Source organism: Prochlorococcus marinus CUG1415 (genome assembly GCF_017696015.1).
GTDB lineage: Bacteria > Cyanobacteriota > Cyanobacteriia > PCC-6307 > Cyanobiaceae > Prochlorococcus_A > Prochlorococcus_A marinus_AE.
In genome coordinates, this window is sequence record NZ_JAAORL010000001.1 from 743,523 (window position 1) to 767,815 (window position 24,293).

Genomic DNA, 24,293 nt, shown 5'->3' on the forward strand with positions numbered 1-24,293 from the left:
TAATTTAAATTATTTAATGAGTAAGAAAAAATTTTTATTCCAGAAAAAGGAGTTCGATGGTTGGAAAACATTAAATGATACTGTTATGGGCGGATCAAGTTCAGCTTTTTGTGAAATTTCAAATTCTGGCTTGCTATTAAAGGGTAATATTGTTGAGAAAGCAGGAGGATTTGTTAGTTGTAGATCTCCTATTTATAAACCCTCTTTGAACGTATCTGAATATTCATCCTTTGAATTAAATATTGAAGGACAAGGAAGAACTTTTAAACTTGCTGTAGCTTGTGAAGATGATCTACTTGGACTAACCGAATTTATTCCGGGTGGTCTTAGATGGATTAAATCATTCCCAACAAAGAAATTCGGAACAACAAATGTTCAAATTCCGTTTAGTGAGCTAAAACCTTCAGTAAGAGCTAACAAGGTACGGTTTTCATTTAAATTAAAGCCATCTAAAATCAAAAGATTGCAACTACTGTACTCTAAGTTTGGTGATGATGGATTACTTAATAATGAGTTTAAACAGGGTTCCATAAAAGTTTTAATTAAATCAATAAGTGTTATTTGAAAATCCATCTAAAAAGATAGAGAGCTTAATCGCTAAGTCAGCAGATTTAACAAATAAACCTTTTGTGCATTCTGTCGTAAAAATAAATGGTGAATACGAAATCGAAGAAGAAGATATTGATTTGACGGTTAATATCTTATGTCGAGATAAAGAAGGTAAAAGATTAGAAATTTACGATCTTGAATTAGAACTTTTTAAATCAAATAAAGAGTTAGTTTTAGTTATCTCTAAGCTTAATTTTCCTGATGAACCAATATTATGGTGTGGAGTTAAAACATTGTGGATGAATAGCAATAATGGGAAAAAATGCAATTCACCAAAATACAGCGCTAGATTGGAAAACTTAGCAAATAGGATAAAAAGCTTTATTTATTGAGAAAATAAACTTTAAGCTGATCTATAAATCAGTAACAGCTCCTAAACTTGATGTGCTTACGATTTTCGAATATTTCGAAAGTATCCCTCTTTTGTATTTTGGTGTAGGTTTTACCCAATCTTTTTTTCTTTTTTCTAATTCTTCGTCAGATAAATCAACTTCAATTAGTTGTTTTACAGCATCTACTGTTATTAAATCACCTTGTTTTATTAGAGCAATATTTCCACCAACAGCAGCCTCTGGGGCTATATGACCCACAACCAGACCATAAGTACCCCCGCTAAATCGGCCATCAGTAATTAAAGCTACCTTCTCTCCGAGGCCTTGACCAACAATTGCAGATGTTGGAGCTAACATCTCTCTCATACCTGGTCCTCCTACAGGCCCTTCGTTTCTAATGACAACAACATCACCAGCTTTTATATCATTATTCAATATCGATTTCAAACAATCCTCTTCACTTTCGAAAATCTTTGCTGGACCTGTTAATACAGGGTTTTTTACTCCGCTAATTTTGGCTACGGAACCTTCGTTCGCTAAGTTACCTTTTAATATCGCTAGGTGTCCTTTTTTATAAAGAGGGTTATCTATGTCTCTTATGACATTTTGATTTGTTGGAGGCTTATCTGGAATATTCTGTAAGTATTCTGAGATGGTTTTGCCTTCAATATTTTTGCAATCGCCATGAATCAATCCTGCATTCAAAAGTATTTTCATTACTTGTGGAATCCCACCTGCATTATGAAGATCCACCGTTACATATTTACCACTCGGTTTAAGGTCACAAATAACGGGTACTTTTTGTCTGATTCTCTCAAAATCATTAATGTTAATATCTATTCCTGCAGTATTTGCGATGGCTAAGATGTGCAATACCGCATTTGTTGATCCTCCAATTGCCATAATTACTGATATTGCATTTTCAAATGCTTTCTTAGTCATTAGGTCTAGAGGTCTTATCTCTTTTTCTATTGCAGAAACTAATATCTCAGCACTTTTATCTGCACTTAGTTCTTTTTCAAGATCTTCAGCAGCCATAGTGGAACTGTGAGGAAGACTTAACCCTAATACTTCAATAACCGCAGACATTGTATTAGCTGTAAACATCCCTCCACAGCTACCAGCACCAGGAATACAATTTTTCTCAACTTGGATTAGTCTTTCTTCATTAATTTTGCCTGATGTTAATTGTCCAACAGCTTCAAATGCACTAACAACAGTAAGATCTTCTCCATGCAACTTTCCAGGTTTTATTGTCCCTCCATAAATGAAAATTGAGGGAATATTCATTCTCGCAATCGCTATCATGGCGCCCGGCATATTTTTGTCACATCCACCTATAGCAAGCACTCCATCCATGCTCTGAGCATTGCATGCTGTTTCAATTGAATCAGCAATAACTTCTCTTGAAACTAGGGAATATTTCATGCCCTCTGTTCCCATAGAAATGCCATCACTTACTGTTATCGTTCCAAACATCTGAGGCATACCACCTGATCTTTTTATTGACTCTTCAGCTTTGAGAGCTAACTTATTTAAACCTATATTGCATGGTGTTATGGTGCTGTATCCATTTGCAACTCCAATAATAGGTTTATTAAAATCTTCATCATTAAATCCAACAGCTCTTAACATCGATCTGTTAGGGGATCTTTGCACACCTTGGGTTATTGCAGATGATCTGAGTTTATTCATATTATTTGAGAACCATTTTTATTCTATTGCCCCAACTCTTCAAGTTGCTTCCTCACATCAGCAATTGCAGAATTAAGTTGCTCAACTTTCTTCTCCAGATTCTCTCCTTCAACTTCATTTATATTTTTATTTGAATCAATCGCTTCAGAGCCGTCTTGAATTCTGGAGGAATACATCATTGCTTTTTGTTTTTTTTCCTCTTTTCTTTTGTCTGCTTCGGATATTAACCACCAAGCTAGACCTGCTGCCCCAATAAAAGCACCGCTTATTAATGATAAAAGATTATTTGAAGACGAATCTCTGTATTCAGACATTGGTAAAATATTTACTCCTATATTCTATATTAGTTCTTATCTTGAAATATAGTACTCAAACGCAATAAAGGATTCCCAATACCGGGTAACAATAATTTTGTGTTTTCATCTTCCTCATCTATGCAAGATGTATAGATTACTTGATTAGGGAATAATTTCGCAATTTCATTTAACCCTTTATTTGAGCAAATAGAAGTTATTAACAAAATCCTATTGGAATCAACACCTAATTTCTTTAATTTAATTAAAGTTTCTAATGTCGCTGATGTTGTCGTTATTTGTTCAGAATAAAATATAACTCCTTCATTTGATTCAATACTCTTAGGTAGTTCTCCTAATGAAAGTGTCGAATTAGGAATTACCTCTTTAGATCCGTACCATAGAGATAAGCCTTCGGGCATCATTGCGAAAACTTTTATTGGATATTCATTGTTAATAAAAAATCCATCCGCTTCCCCATTTTCAGTATTTATAATTTCTTTTTTATATGGTAGCCAATTACGTAATGCTTCATAAGTAAGCCATTTCCCCAATTGTTCATATCCTGTTGAGTACAAAATATTTGGAGTGTTTTTTTCTCGTAATATAGAAAGCCAATGTTTTATTAATGGATGAGGAGGAACAATAACCTTTAGTGACATTGCCATATATTTTCCTTTAAGATGCTCTTACAAGCTTTAAATACTTAAGTTCTAAAATACAGTCTTATTATGATTAAATCAATTGTTTTCCCCTCACTAAAGAATTCATTAATTACTTTGTTATGCATTGGGATTTTATTTTTTAATTCTGTAAATTCTGCATGGGCTAAAAGACCTCCTGAGATTAGAAACCAACAAGAACTTAATTTAGAGCCAGATATGCACGGTCAAGATTTAAGCGGTAACGAATACGTTAAGTTTGATTTGAATGGGTTTGATTTCAGTGAAAGTAATTTAGAAGGCGCGGTATTTAATAATAGTAAATTGCAAAATGCAACGTTTACCGGGGCTAATTTGAGAGACGCTCTTGCCTATGCAACCGACTTTACAGATGCAGATCTTTCGGATGTTAATTTTACAAATGCTTTACTAATGGAGAGTAATTTTGAAGGTGCAAAAATAGATGGTGCAGATTTTACTGATGCTGTTCTTAGTCGGACACAACAAAAACAATTATGTGCAATTGCTAATGGCACAAATAGTTCTACAGGAGAGAGTACAGAGTATAGTTTAGGATGTTAATAATTAAGTATGAAAAAGAAAATACCAGTAATAGTAGTTTCAGGTTTTCTCGGCTCAGGTAAAACAACTTTTCTTAGATATTTATTAAAGGAGAGTAATAAAAAATTTGGTTTAATAATCAATGAATTTGGTGATGTTGGTATTGACGGTGATTTGATTAAAAGTTGCGATAGATGCGATGAAACAGAAGAGGACTGTGTAATCGAATTAAATAATGGATGTTTATGTTGTACTGTTCAAGATGATTTTGTTCCCTCAATAAAAGCTCTCCTCGAATTTAATCCTCCTATAGAATCAATAATTATCGAAACAAGCGGCTTGGCACTACCAATTCCCTTAATTCAAGCACTTAACTGGCCTGAAATTAGGTCTTCCATCTACCTTGATGTTGTTGTTGGTATCGTTAATGGAGAATCAATGCTTAATGGTTCACCAATTAATGATCTAAATAAAATAACAAAACAATATAATGATACAGATAAAATTGATCACAACGCCACTATAGAAGAACTTTTTGAGGATCAACTCGAAGTCTCTGATATCGTTTTAGTTTCTAGATCAGACATCTTAAATGATGATCAATTTGACTTTGTAAAAAACAAAATCACGGGAAGTCTAAACTCATCTGTGCCAGTCCTTAAATCCAAAAATGGCAAAATTGATTTAAATTACATATTTGATATTAAATTTAAGAAAGAGACTTATAAAGAATTTTTAACTGAAGAACATGATCATAATCATGTTGAGCTTGTATCAGATTCAATTAAATTAAATTATTTCCTTGAAAAAAATCACTTTGAAAAAGAGATGTCAAAAATCTTGGATGAATTAAACATTCTTAGAATAAAAGGACGTATTTGGATACCAGAGAAATCATTACCTTTACAAATACAAATTGTTGGAAAAAAAATTAATACTTGGTTTGAAGAAGCTCCAGACAATTGTTGGAGACCAAATGATAATGCTGGGCTTGAATTAGTAATAATTTCCTTTGATGAAAAATCTATAAAAACTCTTGATAGAAAAATTAAAGAGAAATTTAAGATTTTAAGTGACCCAAAAATAGCAATTTAACTTTATAGTTAGCTGTCGGGATACTTACTACAGTAGACAGTCCGAAATGGAAAATCCAAAAATTGCTTTAAATCAAATAATCTCTGACGATGTAATATCAATTGATAAAATCAAATGTTCAAAATGTGCTGGGGCAGGAAATTTTAAAACAGCTGAAAATTCAAGAAGAACTTGCTTAGTTTGTTTTGGTAAAGGCTACATAAACATTTAAAAATTCAGAAAACCTGATGGTAAAAATATTTGTTTATTAATCAATAGTACTTTTTATTAGAATTTAAACTAATCTTCTAGTAGAAATTATTTTTTAATTGGACCAATTTGCTGTAAAAGTTTTTGTAAGACTAAGACCTTCAGTTTTAGATCCAGCAGGGGAAGCCACCAAATCTGCTTCTATAAAACTTGGAGCCGAGGGAATAAAATCAATACGTATAGGAAAAATGATTGAAGTAAAATTAGAAGGTAATGGTGAAAACGAAGTAAGAAAAAAAATTGATTTATTGTGCGATAGGTTATTCGCAAATACTGTTATCGAAGATTATGAGTATTCACTAGAAAAATTATAAGATGGATAATTTTACTGTAGGAGTTGTTGTCTTCCCTGGTTCTAATTGTGATCGTGATGTTTCATGGGCACTGGAAGGTTGTTTAGACATAAGAACAAAATATTTGTGGCATGAGTCGTCAGATTTAAGCGATGTAGATGCAATAGTTTTACCTGGAGGGTTTAGCTATGGTGATTATTTAAGATGCGGAGCAATTGCTAGATTCTCTCCATTAATAAATGCCTTGGATGAGTTTGTTAAAAGCGGAAAAAGAGTTTTAGGAATTTGTAATGGGTTTCAAATTTTAACAGAATCAGGTTTTTTGCCTGGTGCTCTTATTGCAAATAAGAATCTAAATTTTATCTGTGATGACGTTGAACTGGATATTTTTTCTTCGAATGGAGGTTGGTTTGAAAATGGAGATGAAAAACAAACTATTAAGTTGCCAATAGCGCATGGGGAAGGAAGATATCATTGTGATTCTGATACCTTAAAAAAACTTTTAGATAATGAATTGATCGCTTTGAGATATAAGAATAATCCTAATGGATCTTCATTCGATATAGCAGGAATAACTAATGAACAGGGAAATGTTTTAGGTTTAATGCCACATCCTGAGCGAGCATGTGACGAGACCATTGGTGGGACTGATGGTCTCTTTACATTAAAATCATTAATATTGAAATAAAAAAAAGACCCCCAATTTTGGAGGTCTTTTTTATTTAATTCGGTAGGAAATTAAACAGTAGCTTTTACTTTCGGATCTAAATCACCTTTAGCGTAAAGATCGGCAAAATAATTGGTGCTGTTTTGTTTGATCTTACTTGCTTGACCTTCGCACCAGAACTGCTTGTATCTGTCAAGACAAACTTGCTTCATGTATTTTCTAGCAGGTTTGTTGAAATGTCTTGGGTCAAAGTTTGCCTTGTCAGCAAATGCTGCCTCTCTTACCGCGGCAGTGAAAGCAAGTCTGTTATCGGTATCAATGTTGACTTTCCTAACTCCATTTCTTATTCCCTCTTGAATCTCTTCAACAGGAACACCATATGTTTGAGGAATTTCACCACCATATTTGTTAATGATATCTAACCATTCCTGAGGAACTGAACTAGATCCATGCATTACAAGATGTGTATTCGGAAGTGCTTTATGGATTTCAGCAATTCTGCTTATTGCAAGAACTTCTCCTGTAGGCTTCCTTGTGAATTTATATGCACCGTGACTTGTACCTATAGCAATTGCTAATGCATCAACTTTTGTTTTAGCAACAAAATCTGCAGCTTCTTCAGGATCAGTCAAAAGCATATCTGTAGAAAGTTCACCTTCAAATCCATGACCATCTTCTGCCTCACCCTTTCCTGTCTCTAATGAACCTAAGCAACCCAACTCTCCTTCAACACTAACTCCAACTGAATGAGCAAAATCTACTACTTTTTTAGTAACTGCAACGTTATATTCGTAACTAGCAGGTGTTTTTGCATCTGCCTCTAGAGAACCATCCATCATTACTGATGTGAAACCATTTATTGCTGCTGAATAGCATGTTGATGGCTCATTACCATGGTCTTGGTGCATTACCACTGGAATATTAGGATATGTTTCTGTCGCAGCAAGGATTAGATGACGTAGGAAAATTTCTCCTGCATAATTTCTTGCTCCTCTTGAAGCTTGGAGGATTACAGGACTATCAGTTTCATATGCTGCTTCCATGATTGCTTGAACTTGCTCAAGGTTATTAACATTGAAAGCTGGAATACCGTAACCATTCTCAGCAGCGTGATCTAAAAGTAGTCTTAGTGGAACTAGGGCCATAATTAAAATAAGTTAAATGCTATGTAAAGCATATGTTTCCGAGAGTTTAGTATAAAGAGGTATCAAATGTCACGTTATTAGATATACAAAATACTAAATTAAAGAAACTAATTTTATGACCTAGAGTGTATTTTTAGAATTTTTTAGTTAGTATTTGTAGCCTGCTACAAACAATTGTTCATCAGATGAAGGTTGAGATCCTGCTACATAGGCACCTTTTGAAGCTTCAGAGTTTGCTTGAGCTCTTGCTATTAAAGCATTTTGACCTCCTTCTATATCACTTCCCTTCCAGGCCTTTAGGCATGAGTGCTGTAATGCTCTTCCATAGGAGAATGAAACATTCCATAAAGCTTTCCTGAAAAGTGTGTTCATATTATTTAAATAAACAGAAGCAGCCTCTTCGCTTAATCCTCCTGATAAGAAAACTATTCCAGGGACAGATGCAGGAACACATCTTTCCATAGTTCTAATTGTCATTTCAGCAACCTTCATGGGATCAGCCTTTGTTGGACAATCTGCTCCATTAACGGTCATAGAAGGTTTTAATAGTGTTCCTTCTAGAAAAACTCCATTTGCTTGACAGGCAATATAAACTTGCTTTATTACTTCTTCTTGTACTTCAGCAGTTTTTTCAATAGTATGGTCGCCGTCCATTAATATTTCAGGTTCAATAATTGGTACCAAACCAGATTCTTGAACTGATCTTGCATACCTTGCTAATCCCCAGGCATTCTCTTGTATTGATAGTTTTGAAGGACAACCATCATTTGTAATCTGCAGAACTGCTCTCCACTTTGCAAATCTTGCACCCTGTTCATAATATTTTGCTGCTCTTTCAACTAATCCATCTAGGCCAGAGCAAAAAGTTTCTACATCTCCTGCTCCAGGGAGTGGATTTAAACCTTTATCGACCTTTATACCTGGAATAATACCTAAATCATTCAGTTTCTTAACCATTGACTCACCATCTTGGTGATTCTGATAAAGAGTTTCTTCGAAGAGAATTGCTCCACTGATGTATTTCCCGAGACCTTCTGTAGTAAAAAGCATTCCTCTATATGCCTTCCTATTCTCTTCAGTATTCTCAACTCCAATTCCAGAGAGTCTTTTCCCCACTGTTTTAGTTGATTCATCTACCGCTAATATCCCTTTCCCTTTAGAAGCTAGTAATTGAGCATTTTCTTTAAGCTCATTTTTGTAATAATTTAAAGCCATTCTTTAATAATTCAGTTCAATTGATTTTTCCAGAATATGAATAAAAAATAAAATCAATCTAATACTTTATTGGGTGATAATTGCTACTTAAAAATGTATAGCCTTAAATTTTTATGGTTAATCCACTTTTCGATGATTCTTTTATGGCTTCGCAAACTTTATGACTGGCAAGTCCCTCGCATAAACCTGGAATGATGGGTGTTTTATTAAAAATACTCTCGGCCCATAAATTTTGAATTCTCAAAATTGGAGCTATCCTCCCATCAGTCCATGTTTTTTCAAAATTAAAACTTGAATCTGCAGTTAGATTTTGTATTTTATTGTCATTATTCGAATATTTTAAATTAAAACCATGTACATAATCCTTTTGGTTTTCGCTTTTAAGAATAAGTGAACCTTCGCTGCCATATATTTCTAAACTAAATCCTCTACCGTTTTTAGAAATCGATGATAAAGATACCTGACATGGAATAAGATTAGAACTGTAGTTTGATATTTCTATATTGGCTAGACAAATATCTTCGCTCGTAACATCAAGTAAATCAGATGAATTTGTTAAAGGTCTTTTTTTTATTGATGTGGCTAACTTTCCAGAAACTTTTATTGATTCTCCAAAAAACCAATTCAACATATCAAATGCATGAGTACCTAATGCGCCAATAACTCCTCCACCTTTTTCTTCCAAAGAATACCAATTCCAAACTCTTTTAGGGTCGGATCTGCTGCCCATTAACCAATCTAATTTGACTAAATATATATCGCCTAGGATATTTTCATCAATAAGTTTTTTTGTCTGAAGGAAAAGGGGTACTGCTCTATATTCGAAATCAACACATACGCTTAAGTTATTAATCAAAGATATTCTCTGAAGCTCTTCAATTTCAGAGGAAGTTATTGAAACGGGTTTTTCTAGTAGCAAATTTTTATTATTCTCAAGAGCTTGTTTTGCTAATTTAAATCTTGATTCAGGAGGGGTAGCAATAATAATACCATCAATTTCTGGAGATTTAACTAAGTCTTCCCAATTATGAAAAAAATCTAATCCCGTTTGTTTTTCTAAAATCGATTTTTGTTTTTTCTCATAATGATAAATAGCTACAGGCGTTAAATAACCAGATTCTTTTAACGCCTCTAAATGAACTTTTTTCCCAAAACCTAGTCCAGCGATGGCTATTTTTAATTTTTTATTTTTAGTATTCATTCTTATCCCTTAATAAACTCTGAACAACTATTTTCTATCACAACATCTATTAGTTCATCATCATGAGAAGTTTGCCATTTTGAATTAAATTGAGGAATTCCATTTATGGAAGTATCTTTGAACTTCTTATCATCGCAATTAATTCTCATTACATAAAGTGATAACTCTCCATCATCCTCTGAATTGGTTGGATTTTTAAAGAACTTTGTCAGGACACTTATTTCACCATTTGGAAGTAGCTTGAAACTTCCTTTGTCAAGCCATTCTTTCCCATCATTATTCTCTTTTAGGAGAATCCAATCAACATTTCCTATTGCATTTGAATAGGAAGCAAAACTTAAAATGAAAAATAAAAGAGTTAATGAAAAATAAAACAAATTATAAATAATTTTCATTTTATATATTTGCATCTGTAAGTTCTTTTACACCGTGAATTTTTAAAATTTTGTTCAAAGTATCCTTGAGATCTTTCCTTTTAACTATTACATCAACAAAACCATGGTCAAGAAGATATTCAGCTGTTTGAAAATTATCGGGTAATTTTTCCCTTAATGTTTGTTCAATAACCCTTCTACCAGCAAATCCAATAAGTGCTTTAGGTTCCGCCAAAATTAAATCACCTAACATCGCAAAGCTAGCTGTTACCCCTCCAGTGGTTGGATGAGTTAGTAAGGGCATATATAGAAGATTTCTTTCTTTATGTTTTTTTAGTGCTCCAGATATTTTCGCCATTTGCATGAGACTTAACATGCCTTCTTGCATTCTTGCCCCACCTGATGCGCAAACAATTAGAATTGGGTAATTTTCTATAGTTGCTCTCTCAATTATCCTTGTAATTTTTTCACCAACTACTGAACCCATGGATCCTCCCATAAATCTAAAATCCATAACAGCTAATGCTAAAGGCATTGAATTTACAGAACAGAAACCTGTTATGACTCCATCTCTTAAACCTGTACTTGCTTGACTTTCTTTAATTCGATCAGCATATGACCTTCTATCTTTAAAACCTAAAGGATCTGTAGGACTTAGTGAACTATCAAACTCTTTAAATGAATTTTTATCAGCAATTATATTTATCCTTTCATCGCTATTAATCCTATTGTGGTGTCCACAATTACTACAAACATTGAAATTTGAAATTAGGTCTTTTCTATAGGCTACTTGCGAACATTCTGAGCATTTAACCCACAAACCATCTCCCTCGTCAGTATCTTGCGAAACTTTCCCAACAAATTGATCTTTACGCTTTGCTGCAAACCAGTCGATTAATGACACAACGTTACCTGTTTTTCTTATTTAAATCTAAGTAAGGTACTTTTATCAAGAAAGATATATAAAAATTTGAGATTTTGTAGATTAGAAACTCCTTTAAGTTTAAAAAAAAATAAGGATTTGAGTTGATTATCGAAAATTAATCATCCTTTGTTTTTCTCCTCAATCATTTTATGAATTATTGGAGTAAGAATAAGTTCCATTGCGAAACCCATTTTCCCACCATTTACAACGATGCTTGTTGGACTTGACATAAATGAATCGTGAATCATTCCAAGCAAGTACTGAAAATCAATTCCCCATTTCTCTCTTGCCCCTTTTCTGAAATGTATGATCACAAAGCTTTCATCAGGAGTTGGAATATTCCTGCATATGAAAGGATTGGAAGTGTCAATTGTGGGAATTCTTTGGAAATTTATATCGGTTTTACTGAATTGTGGACAAATATGATTTATATAATCAGGCATTCTTCTCAATATAGTATCAACAATGGTTTCAGCGGAGTAACCTCTTTCTGCATTATCTCTATGGATTTTTTGAATCCACTCTAAATTTGTTATCGGAACAACTCCAACAAGCAAATCAGCATAAGATGCCACATTGTATCCATCACCTTCTACTCCGCCATGTAAACCTTCATAAAAAAGTACGTCTGTTCCCTCAGGAATATCTTCCCATGGAGTAAATTGCCCTGGTTCTAGGGATGTACCAAGTCTTGTATTATGTTCTTCCGCTTCTTCCGGACTATGTAAATAATATCTTTTCTTCCCTCCTCCAGTTTCACCATAGATTTTAAAAAGTTCTTCTAGCTTGTCAAAAAGATTAGCCTCTGGACCGAAGTGAGAAAAATTTTCACCTTTTGAAAGAGCCTCTGCCATAGCTTTTTTCATAGGCATTCTTTCAAACCTATGGTAACTATCACCTTCTACAACTGCGGGAACAATATCTTCTCTGGCAAAAATATGCTCAAAGGCTCTTTTTACTGTACTTGTTCCTGCTCCTGAAGATCCTGTTACAGCGACTACTGGATGACGTTTTGACATTTTTTAAAAACAATATCTAATGATTCTGACAGGTCATATGCCATCTTTATGTTCAACTTAAAAATATTTTTTTATTTATTAATTTTTTTAAATTTCATCTATTATTTTATCTCCGATTTCACTGCAAGATAATACTTCGGAAGATCCATCACCTAAATCTGCTGTTCTAAATCCTTTTGATAAAACTTTATCAATAGCAGTTTCTAAATTTTCTGAGGCTTCTTCTTCATTTAATCCAATTTTTAACATCATTGAAGCGGATAAAAGCATTGCAATAGGATTTGCTATGTTCTTACCAGCTATATCCGGAGCTGAACCATGAACAGGTTCAAAAACTCCTGGCCCATTATTGTTTAGAGATGCAGATGGAAGCATACCAATAGAACCAGTTAACATTGCGGCTAAATCGCTTAAAATATCGCCAAATAAATTACTTGTTAAAATCACATCAAATTGACCGGGATCTCTGACTAATTGCATTGCTGCATTATCAACGTACATATTGCATAAAGATATATTTTTATCTTTTGAGGTGATATTTAAAACTGTATCTCTCCACAATTGACTAACCTCCAGAACGTTTGATTTATCCACAGAACATATTTTTTTATTTCTTTGGTTAGCAATTTTTATTGCTATTTCAGTTATTCTTTCTATTTCGGCCGAATCATAAACCATCGTGTTGAAAGCTTTTGGGATTTTTGTATTTGTTATATGTCCTCTTGGGTTTCCGAAATAAATACCGCCTATTAATTCTCTTACAACAATCAGATCTACATTCTCAACGATTTCTTTTTTTAATGTACTTGCATCTATAAGAGATTTTCTTATTTTGACAGGTCTGATATTTGCGAAAAGGTTTAGGGCCGATCTTAACTTAAGTAAACCACTTTCTGGTCTTAATTCTCTTGCAAGGGAGTCATATTTAATATCTCCAACACAAGCTAAAAGTACTGCATCACTTTTCTTGCATTGATCTAGCGTTTCATCTGGAGCAGGATCCCCATATTTTTCATAAGCTATCCCTCCAAATAAATTTTCAATGATCTCAATATCGAAATTATGTTTTTTTGAAAGCTTTATTAAAACTTTTTTTGAAACTTCTGAAATCTCTGGTCCAATTCCGTCACCTGACAATAAAACAATCTTATATTTCTTCATTTAAATTTTTGTTTAATAGAACAATAAATTATTGTTTGTATAATTGTCTAAGTTTTTTTGCTAATTCGGGTAATTTTTTAAAAATACTTGAACTCCTTAGCCATGATTTATTATCCATCGCGGGGAAACCACTAATTACCTTGCCATCATCTATGTCACAATGGATCCCGCATTTTGAACTCGCTATGACATTATTTCCAACTTTTACTCTATTATTTACTCCTACTTGTCCGGCTAAAATAACCCCATCTCCAATTTTTGCTCCCCCAGCGATACCAACTTGAGCAGCAAATGCACAATTCTTGCCAATTTTAACTCCATGGCCTATTTGTACTAAATTATCCAACTTTGTTCCTTCATCAATAAAAGTAACCCCCACTGCTGGTCTATCAATGCAACAATTCGTTCCAATTTCTACAAAACTCATTATTTTTACACTACCTTTTTGAGGCATCTTTACCCATTTGCCATCTTTAGGAATAAAACCAAATCCCTCTGATCCAATAACCGAATTTGAATTAATTACACAATTATTTTTTAGAGTGGTGTTTTCGTAAATTACACAATTTGGATGAATTATATTATTATCTCCTATTCGAACATTGCCTAAAATTGATGATCCAGGGAAAATATGATTATTGTCACCAATTACAGTATTTTCTCCTATGTAAACATTAGGTCCAATATGGCAATCTGCTCCAATTATTGCTGTTTTATCTATAACGGCTGAAGCATGAATTCCTGGTTTAAAGTTGCAAGTTTTATATAAATAATTCAGTACTTCTGCAAATGCAATTCTTGGATTTTTAACTATTATGTTTGAAATATTTAGTTTATTTAGAGCACTAACTATTTCATTATTGTTGGAAGTTATTATTGCTGATGCTTTGGTTTGATCTAATTTTTCTTTAAGGATATTATTTTCTTCTAAAAAAGATATTTGATAATTACTTGCTTCATCTAAAGAAGCAGCATCCTCTATATTTAAATCTTTAACAATATTGGCACTAATGAAATTTGAATTTCCTTTTTTAATTAGATCAACTAAGTCACTTAAAAGCATTTGTTCAGGTTTGATTTTTTTCTAAGAGAGAGCTAGAACATCTCTGTGAACTACAATTATCGAGGAGTTGTTATTTTCTGTGTTATTTAAGATAATTCTTAATTTGTCGCTACTTATAGATACTAAACCTTTTGCAACTTCTTTATCATCAGTATTTACGATTTTAACTGCTTGATTAACCGTAAAGTTTCCCTCTACATTTTTAACACCAACCGCTAAAAGTGAGGCACCTTTTCTTTTAATTGCCAAAAAAGCTCCATCATCTAAAGTGATTTTTCCTACTGTATGAATTGCATGAGAAAGCCAACTTTTCTTATTTCCTATAGGTTTTTCAACTGGATAAAATAAAGTTCCAATTTTATTATCATTAAAAATTTCAATTAAATTTTTTTTATTCGTTCCATCAACTAGTTGTACTTCAACCCCCCCCTTTGTTGCTATTTCTGCAGAAATTAGTTTTGTAGAAATTCCTCCTGTCCCCCATTCATTGTTTGAGTTTTTAGTGTTTCTATCTTTGATTTCTTTTAATTCACTATTATAAACCTCTTTAATAGGATGAGCATCTTTATTCTTCCGTGGATCTTTTGAATATAGATTTTCAATGTCGGTTAATAAAATAAGCTTATTAGCATTTATAGCTAAGGCAACTAAGGCAGAAAGGGTATCATTGTCTCCATATTTAAGCTCTTCATTTGCAACGGTATCATTTTCATTTACTATTGGAATAACATTCAAATCAATTAATTTTTTTAATGTTTTAGAAGCATTATTGAAAGATTCTCGCGAATTAAAGTCAGCTTTAGTGATTAAAATTTGAGCAATATTGTGACCTAATTTATTAAATATTTTATCGTACAAAGACATTAAATTAACTTGACCTACTGCAGCAGTAGCTTGAAGAGTACTTAAATCATTGGGTCTCGTTTTAATATTTAATTTTTGGCAACCTAATCCAACCGCTCCACTAGTTACTAAAATCAATTTATTCCCTTTTGAAAGAAAAGTTGTAAAGGATCTACAAAGGGTATCAATAACTTCTTCAGTAGATTTTTCCTCTGTACCTCTTAAAATACTAGTACCAATTTTTATGACCCAAGTTTTCATTTTATAAAAAGAGAAATTAATTTTTCTATTGTCAAAGTTAAATTAAATTTAATAGGTAAGCCATCTCTCTTTAATCGCTTAACTAATATTGTTTTTATATTACATCTATTTCCAACGAGAATATCTGTAAAAATCCGATCCCCAATAATGGCAATGCTTTTTACCTCATAATTAACTTCTTTGATAGCATTCAAAATAACTTTTTTTCTTGGTTTTGAAGCATTGTATTTGTATTTTAATTTTAATTCGTTGGCTATTTTCGCGATCCTTTTTTTTGATGGATTGTTACTTATTAGATATAAGGAGAAAAGTTTTTTAGAATCAGTTATCCAATTTTTTACAGCTTTTGGGATCTTAGTTGACTTTCTATTTATGAGAGTCCCATCGACGTCAAGTAATAAACAATGTATTCCTTCTTTTTGTAATTCATATTGAGAAATTTCATATATGGGTAAATTTGAATCCCAATTGGCTTTCAGGATAGATCTCATTTATTTTAAGAACTACTTTTTTCAATCTCAGATTCAATCAAAGGTTGAATTTTATCAAACTCATCATCTTCAATTAATAAGGCCCCTTTGTCTTTTAATTTACCAACAATAAAAAAAGGATCTAGTGGAATATATAAGCCATATTCTTGGTCAAAAAGATTAAAGTTAACTAGTAATTCATAACTCTCGCTATCATCATCAATGAAATCTTCTTCCAATTCATCATAAATTGGTTCTTCAAGCTCACCTGATACTGTTAATGTTACTGCTGATCTGATAAGCCTTAAATCATGTTCTTGAAGAACTGCTTCAGCGTTTTTTAAGATTTGTTCATTTTTATCTATTTTTTCAATTAATTCAGGTTCATCTTTCTCATTCATCTTAAAAAGACTTACAGGAGTATCAACTGGTGTTAATAAAGCATATTCTTCTCCCTGAACACTTACTAATTGTTCAAGATAACAAAATAGCTCGTTTCCATTTGAGTCATTTAATAATAGTGTCTGCGCTTCATAATTATCATTTGAGTTAGTTTCTTTCATTTAAAACTTATCTAATTCTTTTTAATAGTAATATTTTATCTGATCTTTACCAGCTAATTCTCTTAATTCAGGACCTTCTTGGATCCATTGTTCAAGTATTACTTTTGCTGACAAACTATCAATCAATCCGGATTTATCTTTTTTAATTCCAAATCTATTTGTAGATTCCCATGTTGAACTATGTTCATTGACGTAAGAGAATGGAAGCTTTAATTTATTTGAAAGTAATTGACCGTAATTTTTACAGTCAATAGCTTGAGGGGTCATTTTACCTTCTTCATCAAGTGGAAGGCCAACAATAAAACCAGTCAAACAAAATTCATCTATATAAGTTCTAATGATTTTAATTTCTTGATTATTTTCAAACCTTTTTACTGCTGGAAGGATATTTGATGTTATGCATAGGGGATCACAATAAGCCAATCCTATTCGTTTTTTACCTACATCAAAACTTAAAATTGCCCTTGGTTTAGGTTTACAAAATTTCACTTTGTTTTTAATGGGAAAGGAGACGGATATGGATTACCTTGTGGATTTAATTTTTCTAAGATTGATTCCAAGGATTGATTTATTTTATTTACTTGTTTGGCTTTATTCTTAACTATTGTGTTTCTGATAAGAATAATTTCTTGATTTGTTTCTTTTAGGTTACATTCTTCGAGAAAAGTATTCACTTGAGAATTCTCTTTATATGTTTTTAAATTAGATATGGGAGATTTTAAAAAAAATCTTTTTATAAATTCTTTTAAAATAGTATTGAATCTATTATCCCAATATTTACTTATGGTTAAAGTATAAATTTCTTTGTCTTGATAATTAATATCTTTTAAAATTGTACATAAAACAGAATTTTCATATATTAAAGAACCACTTTTAGAGTTGTTTCTTTTAAGAATATCGTCTTGATCAAAATCTAAAATATTTCTTATTAAAGGAGATTGATTTGATCTTATAAAATTTACTATTTTCAATATATTTTGATTACTAATGTTTTGAAATTCATTAATTGATTCATAGCCTTGGGTATTTTGCTTTATTGATTTATTAAGATCGCAACCATCCCAAAGTATTATCTCACCTAAAGGTTGAAAGCCTAATTCTCTTGATGTTGATATAAGGTCAATATTGTTTATATCCGCGTTAATTATCCAACTTGAAGTCTTTATGTCTGTTATGGAGATAGATTTTTTTATTAATCCTAAAGTTAATTGCTTCTCAGTTAAAGAAAAGTTTTTGTTAATCAACTTTGGTTTAGATATTTTTAGGCAAGTCTCTTTTTTATTCAAAGGAAAAATGTTCAAATAACCAATGATTTCATTTCCGCAAATGGCAATTATACATTTGTTTTTATTTTTCTTAAGATTATTTAGAAATATTTTTAAATCATCAAAGGTATTAATAATTGCCATCTTTAAAAACCAATTATTCAATTTTTTATTTTTAATATCTATTAAAAGGTTAATGTGACGGATATGTAGTTCTTCAAAAGTTACTTCAATTCCTTTATCCGTCTTAAAAGAATTAGAGGTATCTTTTTTCATTTACTTTTTTCTCTTACTATCACTATAGGAGTTTTTTCATCACCATTGCCAGCCGGATTAGATATTAAGTTTCTTTTGAGTATTTCATTAACTGCTTTATTTGAACTGGCTAATACTTTTACACCTCCAAGATCGTTAACATCAACTACAGCAACATCTATATTTAGATATTGCGAGACCTCCTTACAAAATAAATCTGCATTTAGAGGACCCATAACTATACTTTTGTCGTAAGGTGTGACTGTGCCACTTATATCATCAATTAGAGATGATTCTGAACCAGTTAATCTATAAAACATCCCCTTAATACCAACTAATTTAAAGAGAAATCCAATAATTAATGCAAAAGTTATTCTTGTGATTCCAATTCTATTTATTAATAATTGCATGCCGCAAGCTGTTGCGAGACTGCTTGTAGGGTGAAAAAAATAACATAATGTTTTCGAAAATAAACTATACTCTAAATTTTGAGGGTCAATATATCTATTTTGCATAATCGCAAGTGGACTCTCACCGATTGTTAAAATATCATTTTTTTCTACAATTCCTTTACAGTATGCAATGAGAGTATTTACTGGGTCATCAAAGCAACCAAGTAAATCAGTTTTAATAGCAAAAGCATTATATTTATTATTTATTGAAATTTCAAAAACTTCTTTCGGCCGTTTTTTTTGACAATCTAAATTAATTAATAAACAATCCTTATTTTTTGAAATACCAAAATGTCCATAGTTATCCCAAAATACTTTTATCCATAGATATTTTATTTTTTCCCTAAAATTATTATTGTTAAATTTATATATGCTTCTTACAAATAATTCTGAATTTGACTTGATAATTGTTGTTGGCCAATAATTATTTAAATTCTTAATTTTATTATTATCATATATATATATATCTTCTTGATAGTTTAAATTTTGGCAATATTCGTTACCTTTACTTTTAAAAAAATCTAATTCAAAATTTATATTAGATACCATAGTCTCTTTGGTTTTACTTGTATTAGTTATTTTAAAATCAATAATTAATTCGTTTAAACCATCCTTTTTTTTGATTTTGTAATTTATAGGTATAAGTTTCAAATCTGATTTGGGTGAGTATTTAATATATAAATCTGAAAGAATTAAAAAAATCAGTAAAAATAAAAGGATATTTACAAATAACATTTTTTCTTAAATATTTAATTATTGTTAGTTTCTTTTGTTTCTTCTTTAAATTCGGTTTCTTCTGGTTCCTCTGAGTTTACATCTGGCTGAATTTTTTCTTCTTTAAATTCGGTTTCTTCTGGTTCCTCTGAGTTTACATCTGGCTGAATTTTTTCTTCTTTAAATTCGGTTTCTTCTGGTTCCTCTGAGTTTACATCTGGCTGAATTTTTTCTTCTTTAACTTTACTTTGTTTTGGTTTCTTTGCTTTAACCTCTACCTCTTTTGATTCAGAAATTGTACTGTTGTATTCATTAAAGGCTTCTACTGTAAATGAGGAATTATTTTCAGTTTCGATTCCTGTTGATTGACTAATTATTTTGTTAATATCACCAAAGTCAGCCATTCCATTGCTATCAAATTTAACTTCGCCATTACTATCAAGAATGATAGTTTGAGGAATTAATCCATTCCAATAAAAACTTGGCTCGGTTGGCAGATTAGACTTATCTTCATTTTGTAATTCATCTGTGGTTAATGCAATAATATCTATATTTTCCCTCCATATTAAATCGAGTCCTGAAATCACTGGAGCCATTGCTTTGCTGTCAGAACTATCGTCAAGGTAGAAAAATAGAATTGAGACCCTTTTATTCTTTAATGAATCCTTGAGTGTTGTCTTTGGAGGAACTATTGCTCCATTACCTGCATATATAGGAAAGATGTTGCCATCATAACTATTAGTATCTCTATAGGCATTTGCTTTAAATGGACTTAAGAAAATTAATGCTATTAAGAACCACTGAAATATTTTCATTAAAGATTTAAAACTTACTTGGAACTTGATCTTCCTAATCCTTGCAGGATTCCTTTCCCAATTAAACCGATAGCTTTGCCTACGATTTTTGTTAGGAAAGTTACGAAAAGATTACCGATATACTTTACCGCAACTTCTAACTGAGGTGCTAATGCATCTCTTATCTCAACTAATAATGTAACTTGTTTTTGAAGCCATTCTAGATTCTGCAGTTCTTTCTCTCTATTTTCGTTTTTAAAGTATCGGGTGAATTTTTTATCGATAATATCAATATATTCTCGTTTACTCTCATATAAGTAGATAGGCATATAAATGTAGTCATGCCAGCGATTATAGTTATTAATATTATTCCTGAATCTTTCAAAATTTCTTGTCGATTGTAATTCGGGGTTTATAAGTACAGTTCTTAATTCAGGCCAAGAAGAACAAATATTAAAGATTTCAGAAGCTAATAAATTACAGTTCCTTATTGTCCAATTTGAAATTATATTTTCAAGGATCAAAAACGATTCTGTTTCATATAGAGGGAGTAATTTCCCATCATAGTCAAGAGCTTCATTTTTAATAATTGGTTCAATAAACATTATTGATTCATGTGATTCTCTATCTATCTCTTCGCAACTTACCTCACTATAAATAAAATCATTTATTGAAATAGATTCGCTTCCTTTTCTTAAACGAAAATAGCTGTCTGTGATATTTGAAATTGTATTAACTTTAAGTTCTTTTATGAGAGAATTTAAATCATCTTTAAAATCTTTCTCCTTATAGTTTTCCTTAATATTTTTTACTAAATTATCTAACTCATCTAACATTTTGCAAATTAGTCGTGAAATGAATTCTTTCTTTATCCCAGAGAGAATTATTGATGAATTATTAAATTCAACCTGTAAGTTAGTTGAGCTATACCTTTCTTTTAGTCTATCTAAAATTAAATTCCATATTTCTGTAGTTTTTTTATCTTTAATGAATACAGTGTTCTTATTTTCAAGATTAATTTTATTTTCAGTGTAAACTGCCTCTGTATAAAGTTCTAGTGAATTACCCCATAAGAAAATTAGAAAAGATTTTGCAGTAATAAGTTCTCTTAATCTTCCTTTTAAAATGAATTTATAAAATTCTGGTGTTGAATCAGAGTTGACATATTTGAATATGTAATTAATTTCAGAATCTATTTGTTTAAGACCTGAAGTTAGAATTTTTTGACTAAAAGAGAGAGCCCTATTTTTGTTTAATTGAACTCGGGAATTATTTTCAATATCAAATACCCTTCCTCCATTTAAAATGGTATCAATAGATTCAAGAACTTTTTCTACACTGGGATTTAAAAGAAAACCTTCAGCATTTAACGATGGAGGGGTATTTGCTTCATAAACAAGTTCGCCAGAGAGAATTATAAGAAAATTTGACTCATCATATCTTTCTCTTAATTTTAATAATTCTAACCTTATAAGATCTTCTGATTGGAAATTAAGAACATTCCATATAACTAAATCCGGAGTTTTATCACCTGTTCCATTATTAAAATTAATGTCTAAATTTTGGTCTAGTGATGTTAACTTAAGCGATAAAGATTCTGCTATTAAGCTTGGAGCAATAATCAATATCGATTTTTTTGAAATTAATTCCAAGACTAGATTTCTTATCTCTTATACAAAATTAACTAACAATTACTTCAAATACCAGCCTTAAATCATTTTTTATACTCTTTTAAGCGTAGTAATTTCTGTTTAAATCAAAGTCATTTAATCTCTCTGATGACAATACATTATTCGCTTCGTTTATCGTGAATTTATTTTCATATAGAGCTTTACCTACAATTACTCCAAAGAGTCCAGAATTTTCAAATTTTACTAACGATAATAAATCAGAAATTGAACCAACACCTCCTGAGGCTATTACTGGAATATCTGTAATTTCAAGTATGCTTTTTATGAATTCTTCATTCGTTCCTTCTAACGTACCATCTGTATTTATATCTGTAACAATAAAACTAGCAATTTTAAATGAAGAAAACTCCTTTACTAGATCTGTGGCAAAAATATTAGATTGCTCAAGCCACCCCCTTGTACTAACTTTTCCATCTTTTGCATCTATACCAACAATTATCCTTCCAGGAAATTTATTTGATAAGTTTTTAACTAATTCTTTATTTTCTATTGCAGAGGTTCCCATGATAACTTTCTCAATACCATAAGAAAATAATTGTTCTATCCTTTCTTGTGACCTTATCCCTCCACCTATTTGAATAGGTATGTTAACTGTTTTTGCAATCTTTTTTATTGATTTATCGTTTGTTGGCGATCCAGTTTTTGCAGCATCCAAATCAACTATATGTATATATTTTGCCCCTTCACTTTCCCAAAATTTAGCTTGTTCATGAGGCTCTTTGGTAAAGTCTTTTCTTTTATTAAAGTCGCCTTTAAAAAGCCTTACACACTTACCATTCATTAAATCAATTGCTGGTATTAGGTTCATAGAATCATCCTTTTCATTAATTACTTATTAGTAGTACTATTCAATATGTAATTCTATTTAAGATTACTACTTCAGTTAAATATTTTTTGAATATGAAAATTCTTGTAATGGGTGGCACTAGATTTGTTGGCAAGTCTTTGGTTGGAAAGTTATTAAGTAAAAATTATGATATTGATATTTTCACGAGAGGTAATAAATGTAATCCTGAAAAAACAAATTTAATTAAGGGTGATAGAAATATTTCAGAAGATATCTTCAGGCTAAGAAATAAAAAGTATGATGTTGTTTATGATATTTCTGGACGAGAGTTAGAACAAACAAAACTTCTTATAGAAAATTTAGATAACTCTTTCCAAAGATATATATATGTCAGCTCTGCAGGTGTTTATAAAGATAATTGTGAACTACCCTTATCCGAAGTTGATCCTATTGATCCAGATAGTAGACACAAAGGAAAATTTGAGACAGAAAATTGGTTAAAAAAACAAAAAATTCCTTTTACAAGTTTTAGACCTACTTATATTTATGGACCAGGAAATTATAATAAAATTGAAAATTGGTTTTTTGAAAGGTTATTTACTAAAAAATCTATTCCAATCCCTGGTGACGGGTCTTTAATTACTCAGCTAGGCCATGTTTCTGATCTAACTGATGTAATGATTAGGTGCATGAATTTTGATAATTCTAAAAATAATATTTACAACTGTTCTGGTGAAAAAGGAGTAACAATCAAGGGTTTAATTTATTTCTGTGCGAATGTTCTTGGATTAAACCAAAATGAGATTTCTTTAAGAACATTTGATTATCAAAAATTAGATCCTAAATCTCGAAAGGGATTTCCAATTAGATTAAATCATTATCAGACTGATATTTCTAAGATTAAACGTGATTTAGAGTGGGTGCCAACTTTTGATTTACTTAATGGTTTAAAGGATAGTTTTGTGAAAGATTTTAATAATAAAAAGAGAGAGGAGTTTGATGAAAATTCAGATCATATTCTTTTTAATTCTTAAATATCCTACTAAAGTCACGAAAGTCAGGATGAATCCTAACCAATAAAAAATTAAAGCCAAATTATTCAATAAGCTTATTTTTAATGGTGTAAAGAAGGTAATTACTGAAATAAAAAAGAAAAATGTTTTAAATTTACCCAATATAGATGCTGGTAAACCATCTTTTGTAGAGTTCCTCAGGCTAGAGATAATTAATTCTCTAAATAAAATTAATGACAATGACCAGAAAGGTATTAAATTATTTTTACAAAGGAAGGTTAAAGGAATTAAATAGAATACTTTATCGCTTAAGGGATCAAGGATAGCTCCTGATCTGGTTTTAAGATTAAATTTCCTTGCGATAAACCCGTCAAAAAAATCAGTTAAACCTCCAATAATAATCAATATAAAGACATAAAATGGTCTGTTAATTTCTAAAAAAAGTATTAATGGGAATACAAGGAAAAGGCGAGATATCGATAATAAGTTGGGAATATTCAATGCCAAATTTTTAAGATTTTTTCTTAATAACAAATTAGTTTTTGTATATAAAAAATATATTACACCCTCAACAAGCTTAAATTTTTAGTAAAAATTTTAAATGGTTTTTAATGCTATATTCTAAA

28 protein-coding genes and 1 pseudogene are annotated in these 24,293 nt (G+C 31.2%); 8 read left to right on the forward strand and 21 right to left on the reverse strand.

Going from position 1 to position 24,293, the window contains the following annotated elements; all coding sequences use genetic code 11:
- The first annotated feature begins 16 nt into the window (after window positions 1-16).
- Both HA143_RS04215 and HA143_RS04220 read left to right on the forward strand, forming a co-directional pair.
- Window positions 17-565, forward strand: coding sequence for a CIA30 family protein (locus HA143_RS04215; protein ID WP_209083379.1), 549 nt, complete (start codon window positions 17-19; stop codon window positions 563-565).
- Complete coding sequence (locus tag HA143_RS04220) at window positions 555-941, forward strand: coat-like protein (RefSeq protein ID WP_209083380.1); 387 nt, start codon at window positions 555-557, stop codon at window positions 939-941. The genes HA143_RS04215 and HA143_RS04220 overlap by 11 nt, the downstream gene beginning before the upstream one ends.
- 21 nt (window positions 942-962) lie before the next feature.
- On the opposite strand, the gene ilvD is transcribed toward HA143_RS04220, so the two are convergent.
- The 3 genes from ilvD to HA143_RS04235 are packed head-to-tail and all read right to left on the reverse strand — an operon-like array spanning window position 963 to window position 3,597.
- Window positions 963-2,636, reverse strand: coding sequence for a dihydroxy-acid dehydratase (gene ilvD, locus HA143_RS04225; protein WP_209083381.1), 1,674 nt, complete (start codon window positions 2,634-2,636; stop codon window positions 963-965).
- Between the two features lie 23 nt (window positions 2,637-2,659).
- Entirely contained in the window at window positions 2,660-2,950 is a 291-nt protein-coding gene (locus HA143_RS04230; protein WP_032526055.1) for a hypothetical protein, read from the reverse strand.
- 29 nt (window positions 2,951-2,979) lie between these two features.
- The gene (locus HA143_RS04235; RefSeq protein WP_209083382.1) at window positions 2,980-3,597 is read right to left on the reverse strand and encodes a uracil phosphoribosyltransferase; all 618 of its coding nucleotides are present in this window, start codon (window positions 3,595-3,597) and stop codon (window positions 2,980-2,982) included.
- Window positions 3,598-3,660: 63 nt separating this feature from the next.
- Here HA143_RS04235 and HA143_RS04240 point away from each other — a divergent pair, with 63 nt between their 5' ends.
- The 5 genes from HA143_RS04240 to purQ all read left to right on the forward strand — a co-directional run bounded on the left by HA143_RS04240 (window position 3,661) and on the right by purQ (window position 6,477).
- Window positions 3,661-4,173, forward strand: coding sequence for a pentapeptide repeat-containing protein (locus HA143_RS04240; protein WP_209083383.1), 513 nt, complete (start codon window positions 3,661-3,663; stop codon window positions 4,171-4,173).
- A 9-nt stretch (window positions 4,174-4,182) separates the two neighbouring features.
- The gene (locus HA143_RS04245) at window positions 4,183-5,247 is read left to right on the forward strand and encodes a GTP-binding protein (protein ID WP_209083384.1); all 1,065 of its coding nucleotides are present in this window, start codon (window positions 4,183-4,185) and stop codon (window positions 5,245-5,247) included.
- 46 nt (window positions 5,248-5,293) lie between these two features.
- A complete protein-coding gene (locus tag HA143_RS04250; protein ID WP_209083385.1) occupies window positions 5,294-5,458 on the forward strand; it encodes a hypothetical protein in 165 nt (54 codons plus the stop codon).
- Window positions 5,459-5,555: 97 nt separating this feature from the next.
- On the forward strand, window positions 5,556-5,810 hold the full coding sequence (purS, locus tag HA143_RS04255) for a phosphoribosylformylglycinamidine synthase subunit PurS (protein WP_209083386.1): 255 nt from the start codon (window positions 5,556-5,558) through the stop codon (window positions 5,808-5,810).
- 1 nt (window position 5,811) lies between these two features.
- Window positions 5,812-6,477: a phosphoribosylformylglycinamidine synthase subunit PurQ gene (purQ, locus tag HA143_RS04260; protein WP_209083387.1), complete on the forward strand. Its 666-nt coding sequence runs from the start codon at window positions 5,812-5,814 to the stop codon at window positions 6,475-6,477.
- Between the two features lie 50 nt (window positions 6,478-6,527).
- Here the strand turns inward: purQ and fba are convergent, their stop codons facing one another.
- The 17 genes and pseudogenes from fba to hisA all read right to left on the reverse strand — a co-directional run bounded on the left by fba (window position 6,528) and on the right by hisA (window position 22,675).
- Entirely contained in the window at window positions 6,528-7,601 is a 1,074-nt protein-coding gene (gene fba, locus HA143_RS04265) for a class II fructose-bisphosphate aldolase (RefSeq protein WP_011376344.1), read from the reverse strand.
- Window positions 7,602-7,748: 147 nt separating this feature from the next.
- On the reverse strand, window positions 7,749-8,816 hold the full coding sequence (locus HA143_RS04270; protein ID WP_209083388.1) for a class I fructose-bisphosphate aldolase: 1,068 nt from the start codon (window positions 8,814-8,816) through the stop codon (window positions 7,749-7,751).
- Between the two features lie 103 nt (window positions 8,817-8,919).
- On the reverse strand, window positions 8,920-10,017 hold the full coding sequence (locus HA143_RS04275) for a Gfo/Idh/MocA family protein (protein WP_209083389.1): 1,098 nt from the start codon (window positions 10,015-10,017) through the stop codon (window positions 8,920-8,922).
- A 2-nt stretch (window positions 10,018-10,019) separates the two neighbouring features.
- A complete protein-coding gene (locus HA143_RS04280) occupies window positions 10,020-10,412 on the reverse strand; it encodes a hypothetical protein (protein WP_209083390.1) in 393 nt (130 codons plus the stop codon).
- A 1-nt stretch (window position 10,413) separates the two neighbouring features.
- The gene (gene accD, locus HA143_RS04285) at window positions 10,414-11,295 is read right to left on the reverse strand and encodes an acetyl-CoA carboxylase, carboxyltransferase subunit beta (RefSeq protein WP_209083391.1); all 882 of its coding nucleotides are present in this window, start codon (window positions 11,293-11,295) and stop codon (window positions 10,414-10,416) included.
- A 140-nt stretch (window positions 11,296-11,435) separates the two neighbouring features.
- On the reverse strand, window positions 11,436-12,335 hold the full coding sequence (locus tag HA143_RS04290) for a phosphoribulokinase (RefSeq protein ID WP_032522338.1): 900 nt from the start codon (window positions 12,333-12,335) through the stop codon (window positions 11,436-11,438).
- A gap of 87 nt (window positions 12,336-12,422) precedes the next feature.
- Window positions 12,423-13,496 carry a 3-isopropylmalate dehydrogenase gene (gene leuB, locus HA143_RS04295; RefSeq protein ID WP_209083392.1) on the reverse strand — a complete coding sequence of 358 codons (1,074 nt, stop codon included), beginning with the start codon at window positions 13,494-13,496 and terminating at the stop codon, window positions 12,423-12,425.
- A gap of 28 nt (window positions 13,497-13,524) precedes the next feature.
- Window positions 13,525-14,559, reverse strand: a complete 1,035-nt coding sequence (lpxD, locus tag HA143_RS04300) for a UDP-3-O-(3-hydroxymyristoyl)glucosamine N-acyltransferase (RefSeq protein WP_209083393.1) — start codon at window positions 14,557-14,559, stop codon at window positions 13,525-13,527.
- Window positions 14,560-14,580: 21 nt separating this feature from the next.
- A complete protein-coding gene (proB, locus tag HA143_RS04305) occupies window positions 14,581-15,663 on the reverse strand; it encodes a glutamate 5-kinase (RefSeq protein WP_209083394.1) in 1,083 nt (360 codons plus the stop codon).
- A complete protein-coding gene (locus HA143_RS04310) occupies window positions 15,660-16,154 on the reverse strand; it encodes a YqeG family HAD IIIA-type phosphatase (protein WP_209083395.1) in 495 nt (164 codons plus the stop codon). Before HA143_RS04310 ends, proB begins: the two co-directional genes overlap by 4 nt.
- Before the next feature lie 5 nt (window positions 16,155-16,159).
- Complete coding sequence (locus tag HA143_RS04315; protein ID WP_209083396.1) at window positions 16,160-16,696, reverse strand: DUF3727 domain-containing protein; 537 nt, start codon at window positions 16,694-16,696, stop codon at window positions 16,160-16,162.
- Window positions 16,697-16,717: 21 nt separating this feature from the next.
- Entirely contained in the window at window positions 16,718-17,185 is a 468-nt protein-coding gene (gene ruvX / locus HA143_RS04320) for a Holliday junction resolvase RuvX (protein WP_209083397.1), read from the reverse strand.
- Entirely contained in the window at window positions 17,182-18,237 is a 1,056-nt protein-coding gene (locus tag HA143_RS04325; RefSeq protein WP_209083398.1) for a hypothetical protein, read from the reverse strand. Before HA143_RS04325 ends, ruvX begins: the two co-directional genes overlap by 4 nt.
- Window positions 18,234-19,403, reverse strand: a complete 1,170-nt coding sequence (locus HA143_RS04330; RefSeq protein ID WP_209083399.1) for a hypothetical protein — start codon at window positions 19,401-19,403, stop codon at window positions 18,234-18,236. Before HA143_RS04330 ends, HA143_RS04325 begins: the two co-directional genes overlap by 4 nt.
- Before the next feature lie 266 nt (window positions 19,404-19,669).
- Window positions 19,670-20,197, reverse strand: a pseudogene (locus HA143_RS04335) (thylakoid membrane photosystem I accumulation factor); the annotation flags it as partial.
- 14 nt (window positions 20,198-20,211) lie between these two features.
- Window positions 20,212-21,828, reverse strand: coding sequence for a DUF3685 domain-containing protein (locus tag HA143_RS04340; protein ID WP_209083400.1), 1,617 nt, complete (start codon window positions 21,826-21,828; stop codon window positions 20,212-20,214).
- 79 nt (window positions 21,829-21,907) lie between these two features.
- Window positions 21,908-22,675, reverse strand: a complete 768-nt coding sequence (gene hisA, locus HA143_RS04345; RefSeq protein ID WP_209083401.1) for a 1-(5-phosphoribosyl)-5-[(5-phosphoribosylamino)methylideneamino]imidazole-4-carboxamide isomerase — start codon at window positions 22,673-22,675, stop codon at window positions 21,908-21,910.
- A 92-nt stretch (window positions 22,676-22,767) separates the two neighbouring features.
- On the opposite strand from hisA, the gene HA143_RS04350 reads away from it, so the two are divergent.
- Window positions 22,768-23,688 (forward strand): NAD-dependent epimerase/dehydratase family protein, encoded by a 921-nt coding sequence (locus tag HA143_RS04350; protein ID WP_209083402.1) that lies wholly within the window; start codon window positions 22,768-22,770, stop codon window positions 23,686-23,688.
- Here the strand turns inward: HA143_RS04350 and pgsA are convergent.
- Entirely contained in the window at window positions 23,662-24,201 is a 540-nt protein-coding gene (pgsA, locus tag HA143_RS04355) for a CDP-diacylglycerol--glycerol-3-phosphate 3-phosphatidyltransferase (protein WP_209083403.1), read from the reverse strand. The two genes, HA143_RS04350 and pgsA, sit on opposite strands and share 27 nt — an antisense overlap.
- Window positions 24,202-24,293: the final 92 nt, after the last annotated feature.